The organism is Sulfitobacter sp. SH24, from assembly GCF_965641895.1.
Classification (GTDB): Bacteria; Pseudomonadota; Alphaproteobacteria; order Rhodobacterales; family Rhodobacteraceae; genus Sulfitobacter; species Sulfitobacter dubius.
In genome coordinates, this window is sequence record NZ_OZ282575.1 from 1,991,175 (window position 1) to 2,007,545 (window position 16,371).

The following is a 16,371-nucleotide window of genomic DNA, read 5'->3' on the forward strand; positions in this document are numbered from 1 at the left end:
GGTCCAAAACTAGGCATAAGCCATGACATTCAAAACACTTCTCGGGTTCGGTCTTACCGCTGGGCTGCTCTCCACTGCCGCCTATGCGCAAGACAACATCACCACAGGGTTCGACCCGGTTATCGACGACCGCCCTACCGTCTCCGCAATCGGCTGGACGGCAGGCGTCTCTGCTGCGACCCGTTTCAACACATCCGATGATTTCGACCATTTGGAAAACGAAATCGAAGGCTTTGTTGAGTTGACCTACGGTGGTTTTCACACCGGCCTGAGCGCGACTTCCCTGTACCAAGACCCCACAGATGATGTCGAATTCGAAGCCGATCTGGGTTATGGTGCGGACTTTGGCCAAGGCATGAGCTGGGATCTGAGCTATTCCTACATTTGGCTGAACGATTCCAAAGATCACGAAGAAGAAATCACCGCGACATTGGGCTTCCCTATTGGGCGCGCCATCTCCGGCGCATTCGCTGTGATCATCAACCCCGACAACGGCGAAAGCGATCAGGAAGTGGCGTTCGAAGCGCCCCTGTCCGAGCGTTGGACCGCCGTTGGCCTGATCGGTAACAGCGACCGTGACGACAATCTCTACGCCGAAGCCGGTGCCGTCTATGACTTCGGCGATGGCGTCAGCTTTGAAGCGCTGTACGAAGACACCAACGATGGTGACGGCGTACTAGGCTTTACTGTGAGCTATGAAATCGGCGGCTAATCCCGCAAGAGATTATCGCTGATCCTGACCAAGGGCCGTTGCGGGAAACCGCAGCGGCCTTTTTCACGTGCCGCTGCCAAGTCACACTGCCCACCCCGCAAACGAAAAAGGGCCACCCCGGAGGGCAGCCCTTTCGCAAAGTTGATCGGTAAGCTTAACGCTTGGAGAACTGGAAGCTCCGACGCGCTTTGGCCTTACCGTATTTCTTCCGCTCAACGACGCGGCTGTCACGGGTCAGGAAGCCTGCCGCTTTCAGCGCACCGCGCAGGGAGGGATCGTAAAGCTGCAGCGCTTTGGAGATGCCGTGCTTAACCGCACCCGCTTGGCCGGACAGACCGCCGCCTTTGACAGTTGCGAACACGTCGAACTGGCCTTCGGTGTTGGTGATGCCGAACGGCTGCGCAAGGATCAACTGCTGCACGGGGCGCGCGAAATACTCGTTCTGCGGCTTGCCGTTCACGATAACCTTGCCGGAGCCGGGCTTGATCCAGACACGGGCGACCGCGTCTTTACGTTTGCCGGTGGCATAGGCGCGGCCCAGTTCGTCACGAACCGGCTCACGCGGGGTCATTTCGGTTTCGGTGCCCTGGACGCCGCCGATGTTCTCGGTCACAGCAGCTTCGAGACCTTCAAGTGTTTTGATTTCGTCAGCCATGCTCATGCACTCCGCGTGTTTTTCTTGTTCATGGACTTAACGTCCAGAACTTCGGGGCTCTGGGCCTCATGGGGGTGATCGCTACCTGCATAGACGCGCAGGTTGGTCATGATCTGGCGGCTCAGGCGGTTGCCGGGCAGCATGCGCTTGACCGCTTGGGTCACAACACGCTCAGGATGCGCGCCTTCAAGGATTTGCTCCTTAGTGCGCGATTTGATCCCGCCGGGGTGGCCGGTGTGCCAGTAGAAGTGCTCTTCGCGCTTCTTGCCGGTCATCTGCACCTTCTCGGCGTTGATGACGATCACGTTGTCGCCGCAATCCATATGCGGCGTGAAGGACGGCTTGTGTTTGCCGCGCAGGCGCATGGCGATGATCGAGGCGAGACGGCCCAGCACGACGCCTTCGGCGTCGATGATGATCCATTTCTTGTCGATATCTGCCGGTGTCGCAGAAAAGGTTTTCATGGATGAATTCCCGTTTGAGGTTGGTCGGAACGAGGAATCCCCGCCCGGTGTCTGATGGAGGGGTTATAACCACCTGCATCGCCGGGTCAAGCGCAGCAATCACGGATTGTGATAGCAAAAACAACACTTTACGATTTAGGTATAATAATACCCCATATTTCTACACGCTGATCTGCTCTGGCGGATTGTCCAAGAGACAGCGCAGCCGCTGCATCGCCGCCTCGAAGGATCGCAGAGAGACATGGGCGTTCACCGCGATGCGCACCGCATGGGGCGCGCGGCCATCGCGCAGGGCGAATTCATCGGCAGAGCGGATCTGCACCCCCTGCGCCTCTGCCGCGCGACAGAACCCCGCCGCACGCCAGCCGGGCGGCAGTTGCAGCCATAGAAAGGGCACATCGCGCGACCATTGCAGCTCATGCCCGCCCAGATGGTTGACGGCAACCTCTACATATTCGGCCAGTCTTTCGCGGATGTCGGCACAGATACCCTTTAGCCGCGGATCGGTCAGCAAAATGCGCGTCGCCTCGGCCAAGGGGCGCGCTAGGCCGAAATATCCGTATTCCGCCACCCGCCGCAGGTCCGCCGACCGCCCTGCCGGGGCCAGCGCAAAGCCGACTCGCAGTGCGGGCGTCAACTCTTTCGAGATCGAAGAAACATGCCAAACATGCTCAGGCCAGAGCGAGCGATAGCTCGGTGCGCGGGCAGAGCCCATGCGGTAGCAATCATCCTCCAAAATCTCCAAGCCGTGCCGCTTGGCGACCTCCAGCAGCGCGCGCCGCCGTTCAAGACTGGTGTGGCTGCCCGTAGGGTTATGCACTTCCGGCGTGGTGCAAAAGACCTGCGCCCCGCTGTCCCGCGCCGCTTTATCCAGCGCCTCGGGCAGCACGCCGTCTTTGTCCATCGCCACGCCCACCACTTCGGCGCGCAGCACCTCCGCCGCCCGGCGGAATCCGGCATAGGAGAGGTCTTCGACCAGCATCACCGGTTTCGGCCCCGACAGTATGGCTTGCAGTACCAATACAATGCCACTTTGCCCGCCATGCGACAGCACGACGTCGCGCTCGCTCAGCGGGCCAAGGGACAGATGCGACAGCCAGTCGACCACCGCTTGGCGCACCGGGGCATAGGCATCGCGGGTGGGATAGTTCATCAATTCTTCGCCCGGCACATCCGCCACCTGCCGCAGGGCGCTGCGGATCAGAGCCACTTGCCCCATGTCTGGCAAGCGTGGGCTAAAAAGGCTGACCGCATCGGTATCTGAAATCTCTAACTCTTTGATCCAGCTATCTTGTTCGCGATTCCAGACATCTTCGCGGATGGCTGCCTGCGGCGGGGCGACAAAAGTACCCCGGCCGACCTCGGCCTCCAGCAAACCTTCGTCCGTAAGAATGGTATAGGCCCGCGCCACAGTGCCGGGGGTGATCCCCAATTGCCACGCCAATTCCCGCACCGGGGGCAGCTTATCGCCAACCGCCAGCGCGCCGGAATTGATCCCCTCGCGGATGGTCAGAGCCACGAGTTTGTACTTCGGTCCCTGCCCTTCGGCGAGGGTTGGCTGCCAAATTGTACCCATTACAATATTCCTGTGGTCAAATTGTATCGCGCTTTGTACCCTTGTACCTGTAGGCTTTCTACACTTTGTGTCAATACAATTTCGCCAATACAAATTCAAGGAGTTCTCCCATGACACAGGCTCGCCCTCTTAGCGCTGATGCAATGACATTGATGACATACCGCGCCCTGCCGGTCCCTGCGGTGATCGCGCTGCGCTTTGCGGCGGTCGTGACCACATGGGCGGCCCGCCGACGCACCCGGATCGCGCTTGCCGCGCTTGAGCCGTGGGAGCTTGATGATGCGGGACTTACACCGGAACAGGCCTCAGCCGAGGCTTCCCGTGTGTTCTGGCAGGCGTAACTTCCCTGTGGCGTTCGCCAGACCTCTTCCTAGGCCGGGTTATTCCCGGCCCTTTTTTTGTGTAAGCCACCAGGTCCGGAATCAAGCCGTAGGCGCCGGGCCATCGCCTGCCCGTCCCGGCGGGCTGGCGATTTGGTTGGGCTTTTTGCTCCTTCGAGAAAGCGCACCACAGCCGCACCATAAAGTGGCGCGGATCACCGTCACAATCGCCACCCCACGGTCAGGTGCTGTCCCGAAGCTCTGCCCCTCACCCCATCGACGCAGGCGGAATCGCATAGGTCAGGCTCGCCCGCGCCACCGGCTTATCCGAGCCCTCCGAGTAAATCAGCACATCCGTCACCGACAATTGCCGCCCCAGTTTGAGCAGCTTGGCATGGGCAATCAAAGGCACATCCGCCAGCGGCTTGCGCATGAAATCAATCGAGCAATTCGTCGTCACCGCCAGCGCCTTGGGCCCGATCATCGCAAGCGTAACCAGATAGGCCGCCACATCCGCCAGCGCGAACATCGACGGGCCCGATACTGTCCCGCCGGGCCGCAGATGGCGGCGGCTGGTCAGCAAACGCATGGTGATCTCATTCTCGGCGACGTGATCCACGGCGAAATCATCCGCCACCTGATCGAAAACCTCCCGCATGAAGGCCTCCAACGCCTCTGCATCCATCACCACGGCCATACTTGTTCTCCCTGCTGTCCTCGGCGTAACGTTGGCGCGACCAGCTTGGGAGGGCAAGGTGACAATTCTTGACGTTACGGCACAAGGCCCGGTGACCCATCTGCGCATGAACGCACCCGAGCGGTTGAACGCCCTGTCGGACGAAATGCTGGCCGCCCTGCACAGCAAACTCGACGAACTGGCCGAAGACCGCCAAACACGGGTGATTATCCTGTCGGGCGCAGGCAAAGCCTTTTGCGCGGGCCACGACCTGCGCCAGATGACCGCCATGCGCCAAGCTGAGGACGGCGGAGCCGCCGCCTTCAAAGACCTCTTCGACCGCTGCGCTGCCCTCATGGCCCGCATCCAAAGCTTGCCGCAGCCCGTCATCGCCCAAGTCCATGGCGTCGCCACCGCCGCAGGCTGCCAGCTTGTCGCCACCTGCGACCTCGCCATCGCAGCTGAGGACACCCGCTTTGGCGTCAACGGCGTGAACATCGGCCTCTTCTGCTCGACCCCCATGGTCGCCCTGTCCCGAAGCGTCCCGCGCAAACAGGCGTTTGAGATGCTCACCACCGGCGATTTCATCTCCGCCTCCCGCGCCGCCGAACTGGGCTTGATCAACCGCGCGGTACCAGCCGATCAACTTCCCAACGAGGCCACGACCTTAGCCGAAAAGATCGCAGCCAAACTCGGCACCGCCGTCGCCCATGGCAAAGGCGCCTTCTACCAACAGATGCAACTGCCCACCGATCAAGCCTACGCCTTCACCGGCGACGTGATGGTCCGCAACATGCTTGAGGCTGACACCCGCGAGGGGATCGACGCCTTTTTGGAAAAACGTGCGCCCGACTGGCAGCAGTGATTGTTTCCAAATCCGCGCAACTGTGTTGCTGCGCGGGGGCTGGAAAATCTGGCAAAATCGGGGCACTGTTATATCAGGGTACAGATACCCTGATGATTTTGGGTCGCCGACGGCGGAAGGTCCCTCCGGGTCAGCCTCTCACTGACCGACCATTCCCGCAGCGGCGACCCCAAAACCATTCTCCCCCAGCACCCTCGCAACCTCTTGCCCATTGCGCGCGCTGCTGCCCTGTCCTACATCGCCTCCATGACAGATACATTGCACATCATCGGCGGCGGCATGGCCGGATCAGAAGCGGCTTGGCAAGCGGCGAACGCGGGCATCTCGGTGGTCATCCACGAAATGCGCCCCAAGGTCGAAACCTTTGCCCACCAGACCGGGCTGTTGGGCGAGATGGTCTGCTCCAACTCCTTCCGCTCGGATGATGACGAGCAAAACGCCGTAGGCCTCCTGCATTGGGAAATGCGCGCGGCCAACGGGCTGATCATGGCCTGCGCTGACAAAAACCGCCTGCCTGCGGGCGGCGCACTGGCCGTGGACCGTGACCCTTTCGCGCAGACTGTCACCGACACGCTGCTCGCGCACCCCAATATCACCGTCGAATACGGCGAGATCACCGAACTGCCAAAAGACGGCAAATGGATCATCGCCACCGGCCCGCTGACCTCTGGCGCGCTGGCCGAGGCTATCGCAGCCGAAACCGGGGCCGAAGCGCTTGCCTTTTTCGACGCCATCGCGCCTATCGTCTATTTCGACAGTATCGACATGTCGAAAGCATGGATGCAGTCGCGCTATGACAAGGGCGAAACCGAGGAAGAGCGCACCGCCTACCTCAACTGCCCCATGGACAAGCAGCAATACGACGATTTCATCGACGCGCTGCTAGAGGCTGACAAAACCGAATTCCGCGAAGGCGAGACGGCAGGCTATTTCGATGGCTGCTTGCCCATTGAAGTGATGGCCGAACGGGGCCGCGAGACCCTCCGCCATGGCCCGATGAAGCCGGTTGGCCTGACCAACCCACACCAGCCCGACGTCAAAGCCCATGCCGTGGTGCAACTGCGCCGCGACAACAAGCTTGGCACGCTTTACAACATCGTCGGCTTTCAAACTAAAATGAAATACGGCGCGCAAACAGATGTTTTCAAACGCATTCCTGGCCTGGAGAACGCACGTTTCGCCCGTCTTGGCGGCATCCACCGCAACTCTTTCATCAACTCGCCGACGTTGCTCGACGACCAGATGCGCCTACGCAGCCAGCCCAACATCCGCTTTGCAGGGCAGATCACCGGCGTCGAAGGCTATGTCGAAAGCGCCGCGATGGGGATGCTCGCGGGCCGTATGGCTGCGGCTGAGATCAACGGCAGCAATCTGCCCACCCCGCCTGACAGCACCGCCATGGGTGCGCTGATCACCCACATCACTGGCGGCGCAGATGCCAAAACCTTCCAGCCGATGAACGTGAATTTCGGCCTCTTCCCGCCCGTTGAAGGGCTCAAGTCTGGCCGTCGCGGGCGCAAAGACCGCTACAAAGCCTATACTGACCGCGCAAAAGCAGAATGGCAGAATTGGCTTAATCAAGGTTAACTCTGGTCGGGTTAAGACTGGACCCTTCGTGCCATCCCCCATACTCTAGGGGGATGACACAACATTATTTCGACAAGGCATATGCGGCACGCGACACGAAAGTCATCCGCAGCCTCTACGACGAATGGGCAAGCAGCTACGACGACGACATTACAGCTCAGGGCTATGCCACCCCCGAACGCGCCGCTGTCACGCTTGCAGAGTTTCTCGATGACAAAGACCTGCCGATTTTCGACATCGGATGTGGCACCGGGCTGTCTGGTGTAGCCCTGAAACACGTCGGCTTTACCACGATTGACGGGGGCGATGTCTCGGCTGCGATGCTGGTCGAGGCCCGGAAAAAAGGCATTTACCGGAACCTCTTAGAGCTTGAAGTTGACGCACCCTTACCTTTCGCGCCCGGTGCATATGATGCCATTAGCGCGATCGGGGTAATCGGCCCTGGTGCCGCGCCAATATCCTTGTTTGACACGCTGATGCATGGATTAGGAAGGGGTGGTAAACTCCTGTTTTCGCTAAATGAAAAAGCGCTGGAGGATCGCGGCGCTTTGGGCATGATCCATGAATGGACCGACTGTGGCGCAGCGATTTTGCTCCATGCTGAAGAAGGCGCGCATTTGCCCGGAATAAACATGAAGTCTACTGTATATCTGATTGAAAAGAATTGAAATTTACGAACAGATTCGCCCCATCCCCGACTGGCCCACTACATCTTGGCCACGCCTATTCGGCGCTTTTGGCGCATGATCTGGCCCAAGCGGCGGGCGGTAGCTTTCTTTTACGGATCGAAGATATCGACCAATCCCGCGCCCGCCCGGAATGGGAAGCGCAAATTTACCAAGACCTCGACTGGCTTGGCATAGGATGGGCACGCCCGGTAATGCGGCAATCAGACCGGATGGAGAGCTACCGCGCCGCGCTTGATGATCTCTGGGCGCGCGGCTTGCTTTACGCCTGCACCTGTAACCGCCGTGACATCGCCGCAGCCACCAGCGCCCCACAAGAAGGCGCAGCGCCGATCATCGGCCCTGATGGCATCATCTACCCCGGCACCTGCCGCGCCGCAGGCCACCCCCGTGAGACTGGCGCGCTAAGGCTAGATATGGCCAAGGCATTGGAAACGCTCAGCAGCACGCCGCTGACCTTCTTAGAGAATGGCCAAGGCCCCAATGGCGAAACCGGCCAGCAAACGATTTCCCCCGATCAGCTCATTACAACTGTTGGTGACGTGGTATTGGCCCGGCGCGACATGGGCACATCCTACCATCTATCTGTTGTTCTGGATGACGCGGCACAGAAGGTTACGCTGGTCCCACGGGGGGCCGATCTGTTTGAGGCCACCCAAATCCACGTTGTACTGCAGGCTTTGCTGGGCCTGCCAAAGCCGTGCTACCACCACCACCGTTTAATTCGCGATGAAGCTGGCAAGAGGCTAGCCAAACGCGACGACGCCCGCGCCATCGCGCTCTATCGCGAGAGCGGCACCACACCGCAGGAAATTCGTGATATGGTAGGCCTTTAGAGACCAGTCTTAATCCATCGGCTTCATCAGTTCGGCCTCTTGGCCATCCTGAATACCGGTGTAGAAACAACTGCGCCGCCCGGTGTGACAGGCGGGCCCGCTTTGGTTTACCATGACCAGCAAGCAATCACGGTCGCAATCCAGCCGCATCTCAACGAGTTCCTGAACGTTCCCGCTGGTTTCTCCCTTCACCCAAAACGCCTGCCGTGAGCGGCTCCAGTAAGTGACCTTGCCGGTTTCCAACGTGCGCGCGATGCTTTCCGCATTCATCCATGCCAGCATCAGCACCTCATGGGTCTGAGCGTCCTGAGCAATCGCCGGGATCAGGCCCGCATTGTTGAATTGAAGGCTTGCAGGATCAAAAGTCATCGGGCACCTCGTGGAAATATTTGCATCTGCGTCAGCGGCGCTTATGTAGGGTTTCAGCACGAAAAGGAACAGCCATGTCGGATGAGACGGACCTCATCAAGCTCTACTCCGCGCGTATCTTGGCGCTTGCAGCAGAGATCCCCCATCTGGGCCGCATGGACGACCCTCAGGCCAGCGTCAAACGCCGCTCGCCGCTCTGCGGCTCGACCGTGACGGTTGATGTGCGCGTGCAGGATGGGCATTTAGCCGAAATGAAGCAGGATGTGAAAGCCTGCGCTTTGGGGCAAGCTGCCGCCGCCGTTGTCGGCGCTGCGGCACCCGGAAGTTCATTTACGCAGATCACGACAGCCCGCGATCAGTTGCGCGCCATGCTGAAGGGCGAAGGCCCTGTGCCAGACGCGCCCTTTGACGGTTTCGAAGTGCTTACCCCTGCCACGGCCTATAAAAACCGCCACGCGTCGATTATGCTCAGCATCGAAGCATTAACCGAGGCAATGCAACAGGCCGTAGCCCCCGTTGAAGCGGGCGAGCATTAAGTAGAGCGCCACTCAGACGCGAACCTACCCTCGCAGTCTCTAAGCGGCCTCCCTCGTCCCCTAAAGCCGAAAAAAACGCCGCACATCCGAAAAAGGATGGCGGCGTCAGTAGGCGTAACTCATGTGGGACCCACTTTGCCAAAGGCCGATGCGGACAGGCAAATCGGTGCATCAAATTGGGACGGATGCAGGCAAAGCGGCATGAGAGCCTTAGGCAGAACTCAGATAAAAGCAGGCAGATGCAGACCAACGACCAGCATCACGATCAAAGCGGCGGCCCCTGCTGCATCCTGCAACAACGTGGCCTGTGACCTAAGAGCGATAGATTTCAGCGTGGTGTAAGTCATCATCGGTACCTCCTTATCTTTGTTGCTCCTTTGTTCTCATTTCTAGCCCGACCTGTAAAGAACTTTTTAAGAACATTAGCGAACAAAACGCGCGAAAAGGTACTAACCTACTGATATTAGACGGATCGCCTCATCCTGCCGCATCAGCCATAGCAGCAGCCTGACCGCCTTGCCGCGCGGCCCTTCAAGGGTTGGGACATCCGTCAAGAGCTTGCGGGCATCCGATTGCGCCACCGCCATTAACGCGGCCTGACGTTCCAGATCCGCCACCCGAAAGCGCGGCACACCCGATTGCGCAGTGCCGATCAAATCTCCAGTGCCGCGCATCTTTAGGTCCGTCTCTGCGATGACAAACCCATCTTCCGACTCGCGCAGCACTTCCAACCGCTGACGGCCCGTCTCACTTAAAGGCGCCTGATACATCAACAGACAGGTCGAGGCCCCCTCGCCGCGCCCGACACGCCCCCGCAGCTGGTGCAACTGAGCGAGGCCGAAAATCTCGGCGCGTTCTACCACCATAATCGTCGCATTGGGCACGTCGACGCCCACTTCGATCACCGTGGTGGCGACCAACACCTTGGTTTCGCCTGCCTGAAAGGCCCGCATCGCCGCATCCTTGTCGGCTGGTGGCATTTGCCCGTGCACCAGACCGACCACCCCCTCGCCCAAGGCTGCCCGGAGCCGTTTAAACCGGTCTTCTGCCGCCGTCAGATCACTGACCTCGCTTTCCTCCACCAGCGGGCAAACCCAGTAACACTGCCGTCCCTCTTCGATGGCGTGACGCATACGGTCGATGACTTCATCCATGCGCCCGGTCGAAACAAGCGCGGTGCGAATGGGCTGTCGTCCCGGTGGTTTCTCGTCGAGAACCGAGACATCCATATCGCCATATTGCGCCAGTGCCAGACTGCGCGGGATCGGCGTGGCGGTCATGACCAGCACATCCGCCAGCCGCCCCTTGCGCCCCAATTCCAGCCGTTGGCGTACGCCGAAACGGTGCTGTTCATCGACCACCGCAAGTCGCAGATCGCCAAAGCTTACGTCAGCTTGAAAAACAGCGTGGGTGCCAACGAGGATCTGAATATCGCCCCGCTCCAACGCGGCGAGTTTGGCCCGCCGCTCCGCGCCCTTGTCCCGGCCAGTTAGAATTTCCAGCACCACGCCTGCCTGTTCCGCGAGCGGTTGCAACCCCATAAGATGCTGACGTGCAAGGATTTCTGTCGGAGCCATCAATACCGCCTGGCCGCCTGCCTCTACCGCGCGAAGCAGTGCCATGAAGGCAACCAATGTCTTGCCCGCGCCCACATCGCCTTGCAAAAGCCGGTTCATCCGCGTGTCGAGCGCCATGTCGGCGGTGATTTCTTCAATGGCACGGCGCTGCGCCCCAGTGGGGCTGTAGGGCAGTGATTTCAGCACCCGTTGCTGCAAGCGCCCGCCGCCAAGACTTGCCCGCCCCTTTTTGCGCCGCTCATTCTGCCGGGCGAGGGCCAAGGTCACTTGATGGGCGAGCAATTCGTCATAGGCCAACCGCTCCCGCGCGGGCGCAGTTGCGGTGAGGTCTTCGGCGTTCTGAGGATCATGCGCGGCCTCGGCGGCGGCGGCGAAATCGGGCCAACCGGCCTGCGCCACTTGCCCCGGATCGGCCCATTCGGCCACCGCTGGCAGGCGAGCCAGCGCGCCGCGGGTGGCCTTGTACATCAGCTTTTGCGTCAAGCCGGAGGTTAGCGGATACACCGGCTCGAAATCCGGAATACTGCTGGCCTCTTCCTCCGGCACGGCAAAATCGGGATGGACCATCTGCGCCATCCCGTCAAAAAACTCGACCCGGCCCGAGACAATGCGGCGGCTGCCTTCGGGCAGTTGCCGCTGCCAATAATCCCCCCGCGCGTGAAAATAGACCAATTGAAAGCTGGTCTGCGCATCCTCCACCATGATGCGATACGCGCCGCCTTTGGTACGTGCCGGACGATGCGCCCCTATGGTGACGGCCACGGTGAGCGTCGCGGGCAGATGCGCGTCCTTCACACTGTCGCGCAGACGGCGGTCGATGCCGGAATGCGGCAGGGTAAAGATCAGATCACGCGGCGCTTGAATGCCCAATTGGTTCAACAATTGCGCGGTTTTCGGCCCCACCCCTTCGAGGGTTTCCAGCCCGGCAAAAAGCGGGAAAAGCTGCTCCGGCCTGCCGCTCATTTGCCTTCGATCAAGGCGAGCCAGCCGTCCTCGTCCAAAGTCTCAATCCCCAAATCGGCAGCTTTCTTGGCTTTGGAACCTGCCCCCGGACCGGCCACGAGAATGTCAGTCTTGGCACTGACCGATCCTGAGACCTTGGCCCCCAAACGCTCCGCCCGTGCCTTGGCCTCGGCGCGGCTCATCTTCTCCAGGGTGCCGGTGAAAACGACCGTTTTGCCCGCCACCGGGCTGCCTTCGGTATCGGGTCGTTCCGCTGGAACCACGGTCAGATGCGCGACCAGCCGGTCGATGGAGGCGCGCTCGGCCTCCTGCGCGAAGGCCGAAACCAGCGAGCCTGCCATGACACTGCCAACGCCATCGACACCGATCAGGTCATCCCACGCGGGGCCATCCAGCCCGCGCGCTTCGGCCATGGCGGCCTCAAAACTGTCCCAGTCGCCGTAATGCAATGCGATGAGGTTCGACGCCGCCTCGCCCACATGGCGGATGCCGAGGGCAAAGATCAGCCGCGCCATAGGGATTTCGCGCTTATCCTCAATGGCTTGGAATAGGTTGTCCGCGGATTTCGGCCCCCATCCTTCGCGGTTCTTCAACTGCTGCACGCCGCTACCATAGCGCTCTTTCAAGGTGAAAATATCCGCAGGCTCCGCGATCCAACCGTCGTGGTAGAATTGCTCAACCTGTTTGGCCCCGAGCCCTTCGATGTCAAAGGCCCCGCGGGCGACGAAATGTTTCAGCTTTTCAACAGCCTGCGCCGGGCAGATCAGCCCGCCTGTGCAGCGCCGCACCGCATCGCCCGGCTCACGGATCGCATCCGAGCCGCATTCCGGGCAGGTGGTGGGAAAGACGAAGGGCGCCGCATCCTCGGGGCGTTTGGATAGGTCAACATCCGCCACTTTGGGAATCACATCGCCCGCGCGGTAGATTTGCACCCAATCTCCAACGCGCACGTCTTTACCACCACGGATCTCAGCACCCTTACTGTCGAGCCCCTTGATGTAATCCTCATTGTGCAGCGTCGCGTTGGAGACGACGACCCCGCCGACTGTGACCGGCTGCAACCGCGCCACGGGGGACAGCGCCCCGGTGCGGCCAACCTGAATGTCGATGCCTTCCAGCCGTGTCCAAGCCAGTTCAGCCGCGAATTTATGCGCGATCGCCCAGCGGGGCGTTGTCGAGCGAAAGCCAAGGCGTTCCTGTAGGGCGAGGTCATCGACCTTGTAGACCACACCATCGATATCATAGCCAAGCGTGGCGCGCTGCGCTTCGATCTGCTCATAATGAGCCACCATGTCGTTGGGACCATCACAAAGCGCAGTCAGCGGGTTGGTGGAAAACCCCAGATCCGCCAACCGGTCGATCGCGCCCTTTTGCGTTTCGGCCAGCGGGGTCGCGAGCGCGCCCCAAGCATAGGCAAAGAACCGAAGCGGACGCGCACGGGTGATTTCCGCATCAAGCTGCCGCAACGATCCGGCGGCGGCGTTGCGCGGATTGGCAAAGGTCTTGCCCCCCGTTTCGGCCTGCCGCGCGTTCAGCGCCGCGAAATCGGCATGGCTCATGTAGACTTCGCCGCGCACCTCCAGCAGGTCAGGCGCGTTCTTTAGCTCATGCGGAATGTCGGCAATGGTGCGCGCATTGGCGGTGACATTCTCACCCACCGAACCATCGCCGCGGGTGGCGGCCTGCTTGAGCACCCCGTTCTCATAGCGCAGAGAGAGCGACAGACCATCGATCTTAGGCTCAGCAGTATAAGCCAGCGGCGCATTGCCCCCAAGCCCCAAGTACTTGCGAATCCGCGCATCGAACTCTGTCACATCCTCTGCGTCAAAGGCATTGGCCAGCGACAGCATCGACACCGCATGGCGCACCTTGCCAAAGCCGTCGGCTACCGGTGCACCGACTTGCTCCGAGGGGCTATCGCTTCGTTTTAGTTCGGGGAAACGCTGTTCGATCGCTGCGTTGCGCCGCTTCAGCGCATCATATTCCGCATCCGAGATTTCGGGCGCATCTTCCGTATGATAGGCCGTGTTGGCCGCACTCAGCAACTCTGCCAACCGCGCCAGTTCCGTTTCTGCTTGCGCCTTGTCCAGCGCTGCCACCTCGATCTGGGATGTCACGATCTGCCCCCGATATTGTCACCTGGCGCTTAGATAGGTGGCGATCCGGGGCAGGTCTAGCGATTTTCGGGTTAGCCGTCAGCCTCTCAGGCGCTGGCAGCCAAATCCATCGTCACAGGTTCTGGGTCGCGCAGCACATAACCACGGCCCCAGACGGTTTCGATGTAATTCTCCCCGCCGGTGGCTTGGCTCAGTTTTTTGCGTAGTTTGCAGATAAAGACGTCGATAATCTTTAGTTCCGGTTCATCCATCCCACCGTAGAGGTGGTTCAGGAACATTTCCTTGGTCAAGGTCGTGCCTTTGCGCAGGCTGAGCAGTTCCAACATCTGGTATTCTTTGCCCGTCAGATGCACGGGGCTGTCATTCACACTGACCGTTTTGGCATCAAGGTTCACGGCCACCTGCCCGGTTTCGATCACCGATTGCGCATGACCTTTTGAACGGCGAATGATCGCATGAATACGGGCCACCAATTCTTCGCGATGAAACGGTTTGGTGAGATAGTCATCAGCACCAAATCCAAAGCCTTTGATCTTATTCTCCGTATCATCCGCGCCAGAAAGGATCAGGATCGGCGTTTCAATGCGGGCCAATCGCAATTGTCGCAGCACCTCATGGCCGTTCATATCCGGCAGATCGAGGTCAAGTAGGATCAAATCATAGTCATAAAGCTTGGCCAGATCGATTCCCTCTTCGCCAAGGTCGGTGGCGTAGACGTTGAGATTCGCATGGGTCAGCATCAGTTCAATGCTGCGAGAGGTCGTAGGATCATCTTCAACTAACAATACACGCATTAGGTTTCTCCGGCTCATCTTGGGCGATAGCTTAACCCTGAACAAAAAAGGTTAACTACCCGTTACCGTTACTTGGACGGCACACTAACAACTTAAAGTTGTCTATATTTAGGCAGAGCAGTAGCTTTTAACGCGGCCTCACCATGCTCCGTAACTGCGTGTAACCATTCCATGAATTCATCATCGCTAATGCCATACCGCTCCAAAGCCTCAGAATGGGTGATCAGCCCATAGACCACCCCGCGCACCACCGCCGCCTTGCGTGACGCGACCCATCTTTGTGTATCTGGGCTGGGCAGGTCGGCACGAGACATCACGCTGCCGTCAGCAAGGGTAACAGACCGTGGTCCATCGACTTTTTTCAGGTACATCGCATCATCCGCCATTGTTCTGGCGTCCAATAACCCCCATCTGCCTTAACGCGGAGTGAAGCCTGCCCTTGTGACTAGGTAGGATTTTCCTATATTCGCGCACAAACTCCGGAGATACCCATGGCCCTTGATCAGACCCCGCCGCTCAATTCGCTTGGCTTTGCCAAGGCACCTGCCGACACGCGGGTCGTCGTGGCGATGTCGGGTGGTGTGGACAGTTCCGTTGTGGCGGCCATGCTCGCCGACGAAGGTTATGACGTCGTAGGCGTGACGCTTCAGCTTTATGATCACGGCGCGGCGCTGGCCAAGAAAGGTGCATGCTGCGCGGGCGTCGACATTCAGGATGCCCGCCGCGTAGCCGAAGAGATGGGCTTCCCGCATTACGTTCTGGACTATGAAAACGTCTTCAAAGACGCGGTGATCGACGAGTTTGCCGACAGCTACCTCGGCGGTGCGACACCCGTGCCCTGCATCCGCTGCAACGAGCGGGTGAAGTTCAAAGACCTGCTGGAAACCGCCAAGGATCTTGAGGCCGATTGCATGGCCACAGGTCACTATATCCAACGCAAGATGGGCGAGAACGGGCCAGAGCTACACGCCGCCGCCGATGGCAACCGCGACCAGAGCTATTTCCTTTTTTCCACCACCGAAGAGCAGCTTTCCTACCTGCGCTTCCCGCTGGGTCACCTGCCGAGCAAGGATGACACCCGTGCGCTTGCCGCGAAATACGGGCTGGTGGTGGCTGACAAACCCGACAGTCAGGACATCTGCTTTGTTCCCAATGGCGACTACGCCGCGGTGATCCGCAAACTACGCCCCGAGGCCGCCGATCCGGGCAATATCGTCGATACCGAAGGCAATGTGCTGGCGAAACATGAGGGCGTGATCCACTACACCATCGGCCAGCGCCGGGGCTTGGGCATCGGCGGTCTGGCGGATCCGCTTTATGTGGTGAAGTTGGATGCTGAGCGCAAAGAGGTCGTCGTTGGCCCGAAATCCATGCTCGCCACCCGCAAGATCCCGGTGCGTGAGATCAACTGGCTGGGTGACGAGCCCCTGATTTCGCGCCCGGAGTGGAACATCGCCGTGCGCGTGCGCTCCACTCGTCCGCCGCGCGATGCGATACTGCGCCCGATCAGCGCGACCGAGGCCGAGGTTGAACTGCTGACCGCCGAGGAAGGTGTATCGCCGGGTCAGGCTTGTGTGTTCTATGACCCTGAAAGCACGCGCATCTTTGGCGGCGGCTGGATCCACCGAGGCTAAGCCT

Annotated in this window: 18 protein-coding genes; 8 read left to right on the forward strand and 10 right to left on the reverse strand. The window is 59.9% G+C overall.

The annotated features are described in order from the left end of the window. Nucleotides 1-22: 22 nt before the first annotated feature. Nucleotides 23-712, forward strand: a complete 690-nt coding sequence (locus tag ACSQ16_RS12390; protein WP_243262976.1) for a hypothetical protein — start codon at nucleotides 23-25, stop codon at nucleotides 710-712. Between the two features lie 154 nt (nucleotides 713-866). On the opposite strand, the gene rpsI is transcribed toward ACSQ16_RS12390, so the two are convergent. From rpsI to ACSQ16_RS12405, 3 genes are all read right to left on the reverse strand, one after another. Further along, nucleotides 867-1,367: a 30S ribosomal protein S9 gene (rpsI, locus tag ACSQ16_RS12395; RefSeq protein ID WP_093927209.1), complete on the reverse strand. Its 501-nt coding sequence runs from the start codon at nucleotides 1,365-1,367 to the stop codon at nucleotides 867-869. Nucleotides 1,368-1,369: 2 nt separating this feature from the next. Beyond that, nucleotides 1,370-1,831, reverse strand: a complete 462-nt coding sequence (gene rplM / locus ACSQ16_RS12400) for a 50S ribosomal protein L13 (protein WP_093926384.1) — start codon at nucleotides 1,829-1,831, stop codon at nucleotides 1,370-1,372. Between the two features lie 160 nt (nucleotides 1,832-1,991). Then, a complete protein-coding gene (locus ACSQ16_RS12405) occupies nucleotides 1,992-3,407 on the reverse strand; it encodes a PLP-dependent aminotransferase family protein (protein WP_243262975.1) in 1,416 nt (471 codons plus the stop codon). 110 nt (nucleotides 3,408-3,517) lie between these two features. On the opposite strand from ACSQ16_RS12405, the gene ACSQ16_RS12410 reads away from it, so the two are divergent. After that, nucleotides 3,518-3,748 carry a DUF1127 domain-containing protein gene (locus ACSQ16_RS12410; protein ID WP_243262974.1) on the forward strand — a complete coding sequence of 77 codons (231 nt, stop codon included), beginning with the start codon at nucleotides 3,518-3,520 and terminating at the stop codon, nucleotides 3,746-3,748. A gap of 247 nt (nucleotides 3,749-3,995) precedes the next feature. Here ACSQ16_RS12410 and ACSQ16_RS12415 read toward each other — a convergent pair whose 3' ends face one another. After that, the gene (locus tag ACSQ16_RS12415; RefSeq protein WP_243262973.1) at nucleotides 3,996-4,424 is read right to left on the reverse strand and encodes a PaaI family thioesterase; all 429 of its coding nucleotides are present in this window, start codon (nucleotides 4,422-4,424) and stop codon (nucleotides 3,996-3,998) included. 106 nt (nucleotides 4,425-4,530) lie between these two features. On the opposite strand from ACSQ16_RS12415, the gene ACSQ16_RS12420 reads away from it, so the two are divergent. The 4 genes from ACSQ16_RS12420 (at nucleotide 4,531) to gluQRS (ending at nucleotide 8,377) form a co-directional block, all read left to right on the forward strand. Further along, on the forward strand, nucleotides 4,531-5,268 hold the full coding sequence (locus ACSQ16_RS12420; protein ID WP_243263150.1) for an enoyl-CoA hydratase: 738 nt from the start codon (nucleotides 4,531-4,533) through the stop codon (nucleotides 5,266-5,268). 246 nt (nucleotides 5,269-5,514) lie between these two features. After that, nucleotides 5,515-6,855 (forward strand): methylenetetrahydrofolate--tRNA-(uracil(54)-C(5))-methyltransferase (FADH(2)-oxidizing) TrmFO, encoded by a 1,341-nt coding sequence (gene trmFO / locus ACSQ16_RS12425; RefSeq protein WP_243262972.1) that lies wholly within the window; start codon nucleotides 5,515-5,517, stop codon nucleotides 6,853-6,855. A 53-nt stretch (nucleotides 6,856-6,908) separates the two neighbouring features. Further along, on the forward strand, nucleotides 6,909-7,523 hold the full coding sequence (locus tag ACSQ16_RS12430; protein WP_243262971.1) for a class I SAM-dependent DNA methyltransferase: 615 nt from the start codon (nucleotides 6,909-6,911) through the stop codon (nucleotides 7,521-7,523). Continuing rightward, nucleotides 7,520-8,377, forward strand: coding sequence for a tRNA glutamyl-Q(34) synthetase GluQRS (gene gluQRS / locus ACSQ16_RS12435; RefSeq protein WP_243262970.1), 858 nt, complete (start codon nucleotides 7,520-7,522; stop codon nucleotides 8,375-8,377). The genes ACSQ16_RS12430 and gluQRS overlap by 4 nt, the downstream gene beginning before the upstream one ends. 9 nt (nucleotides 8,378-8,386) lie before the next feature. Here gluQRS and hisI read toward each other — a convergent pair whose 3' ends face one another. Next, the gene (gene hisI / locus ACSQ16_RS12440) at nucleotides 8,387-8,746 is read right to left on the reverse strand and encodes a phosphoribosyl-AMP cyclohydrolase (protein ID WP_243262969.1); all 360 of its coding nucleotides are present in this window, start codon (nucleotides 8,744-8,746) and stop codon (nucleotides 8,387-8,389) included. A 74-nt stretch (nucleotides 8,747-8,820) separates the two neighbouring features. On the opposite strand from hisI, the gene ACSQ16_RS12445 reads away from it, so the two are divergent. Beyond that, entirely contained in the window at nucleotides 8,821-9,282 is a 462-nt protein-coding gene (locus tag ACSQ16_RS12445) for an iron-sulfur cluster assembly scaffold protein (RefSeq protein ID WP_243262968.1), read from the forward strand. A gap of 221 nt (nucleotides 9,283-9,503) precedes the next feature. Here the strand turns inward: ACSQ16_RS12445 and ACSQ16_RS12450 are convergent, their stop codons facing one another. The 5 genes from ACSQ16_RS12450 to sciP form a co-directional block, all read right to left on the reverse strand. Next, nucleotides 9,504-9,632, reverse strand: coding sequence for a hypothetical protein (locus ACSQ16_RS12450; protein WP_276326633.1), 129 nt, complete (start codon nucleotides 9,630-9,632; stop codon nucleotides 9,504-9,506). 99 nt (nucleotides 9,633-9,731) lie between these two features. Continuing rightward, entirely contained in the window at nucleotides 9,732-11,822 is a 2,091-nt protein-coding gene (gene recG / locus ACSQ16_RS12455) for an ATP-dependent DNA helicase RecG (protein WP_243262967.1), read from the reverse strand. Next, nucleotides 11,819-13,939: an NAD-dependent DNA ligase LigA gene (gene ligA / locus ACSQ16_RS12460; RefSeq protein WP_317406224.1), complete on the reverse strand. Its 2,121-nt coding sequence runs from the start codon at nucleotides 13,937-13,939 to the stop codon at nucleotides 11,819-11,821. The genes recG and ligA overlap by 4 nt, the downstream gene beginning before the upstream one ends. A gap of 86 nt (nucleotides 13,940-14,025) precedes the next feature. Further along, nucleotides 14,026-14,733, reverse strand: a complete 708-nt coding sequence (ctrA, locus tag ACSQ16_RS12465) for a response regulator transcription factor CtrA (RefSeq protein ID WP_093926395.1) — start codon at nucleotides 14,731-14,733, stop codon at nucleotides 14,026-14,028. Between the two features lie 92 nt (nucleotides 14,734-14,825). Beyond that, a complete protein-coding gene (sciP, locus tag ACSQ16_RS12470; protein ID WP_243263149.1) occupies nucleotides 14,826-15,104 on the reverse strand; it encodes a CtrA inhibitor SciP in 279 nt (92 codons plus the stop codon). Between the two features lie 120 nt (nucleotides 15,105-15,224). On the opposite strand from sciP, the gene mnmA reads away from it, so the two are divergent. Further along, nucleotides 15,225-16,367 carry a tRNA 2-thiouridine(34) synthase MnmA gene (mnmA, locus tag ACSQ16_RS12475; RefSeq protein ID WP_243262965.1) on the forward strand — a complete coding sequence of 381 codons (1,143 nt, stop codon included), beginning with the start codon at nucleotides 15,225-15,227 and terminating at the stop codon, nucleotides 16,365-16,367. Nucleotides 16,368-16,371: the final 4 nt, after the last annotated feature.

Excerpts from the sequence above, each read along its gene's own strand:
- ACSQ16_RS12390 (WP_243262976.1), top strand. The coding sequence starts at position 23 with ATGACATTCAAAACACTTCTCGGGTTCGGTCTTACCGCTGGGCTGCTC.
- rpsI (WP_093927209.1), bottom strand. The coding sequence starts at position 1,367 with ATGGCTGACGAAATCAAAACACTTGAAGGTCTCGAAGCTGCTGTGACC.
- rplM (WP_093926384.1), bottom strand. The coding sequence starts at position 1,831 with ATGAAAACCTTTTCTGCGACACCGGCAGATATCGACAAGAAATGGATC.
- ACSQ16_RS12405 (WP_243262975.1), bottom strand. The coding sequence starts at position 3,407 with ATGGGTACAATTTGGCAGCCAACCCTCGCCGAAGGGCAGGGACCGAAG.
- ACSQ16_RS12410 (WP_243262974.1), top strand. The coding sequence starts at position 3,518 with ATGACACAGGCTCGCCCTCTTAGCGCTGATGCAATGACATTGATGACA.
- ACSQ16_RS12415 (WP_243262973.1), bottom strand. The coding sequence starts at position 4,424 with ATGGCCGTGGTGATGGATGCAGAGGCGTTGGAGGCCTTCATGCGGGAG.
- ACSQ16_RS12420 (WP_243263150.1), top strand. The coding sequence starts at position 4,531 with ATGAACGCACCCGAGCGGTTGAACGCCCTGTCGGACGAAATGCTGGCC.
- trmFO (WP_243262972.1), top strand. The coding sequence starts at position 5,515 with ATGACAGATACATTGCACATCATCGGCGGCGGCATGGCCGGATCAGAA.
- ACSQ16_RS12430 (WP_243262971.1), top strand. The coding sequence starts at position 6,909 with ATGACACAACATTATTTCGACAAGGCATATGCGGCACGCGACACGAAA.
- hisI (WP_243262969.1), bottom strand. The coding sequence starts at position 8,746 with ATGACTTTTGATCCTGCAAGCCTTCAATTCAACAATGCGGGCCTGATC.
- ACSQ16_RS12445 (WP_243262968.1), top strand. The coding sequence starts at position 8,821 with ATGTCGGATGAGACGGACCTCATCAAGCTCTACTCCGCGCGTATCTTG.
- ACSQ16_RS12450 (WP_276326633.1), bottom strand. The coding sequence starts at position 9,632 with ATGATGACTTACACCACGCTGAAATCTATCGCTCTTAGGTCACAGGCC.
- recG (WP_243262967.1), bottom strand. The coding sequence starts at position 11,822 with ATGAGCGGCAGGCCGGAGCAGCTTTTCCCGCTTTTTGCCGGGCTGGAA.
- ctrA (WP_093926395.1), bottom strand. The coding sequence starts at position 14,733 with ATGCGTGTATTGTTAGTTGAAGATGATCCTACGACCTCTCGCAGCATT.
- sciP (WP_243263149.1), bottom strand. The coding sequence starts at position 15,104 with ATGTACCTGAAAAAAGTCGATGGACCACGGTCTGTTACCCTTGCTGAC.
- mnmA (WP_243262965.1), top strand. The coding sequence starts at position 15,225 with ATGGCCCTTGATCAGACCCCGCCGCTCAATTCGCTTGGCTTTGCCAAG.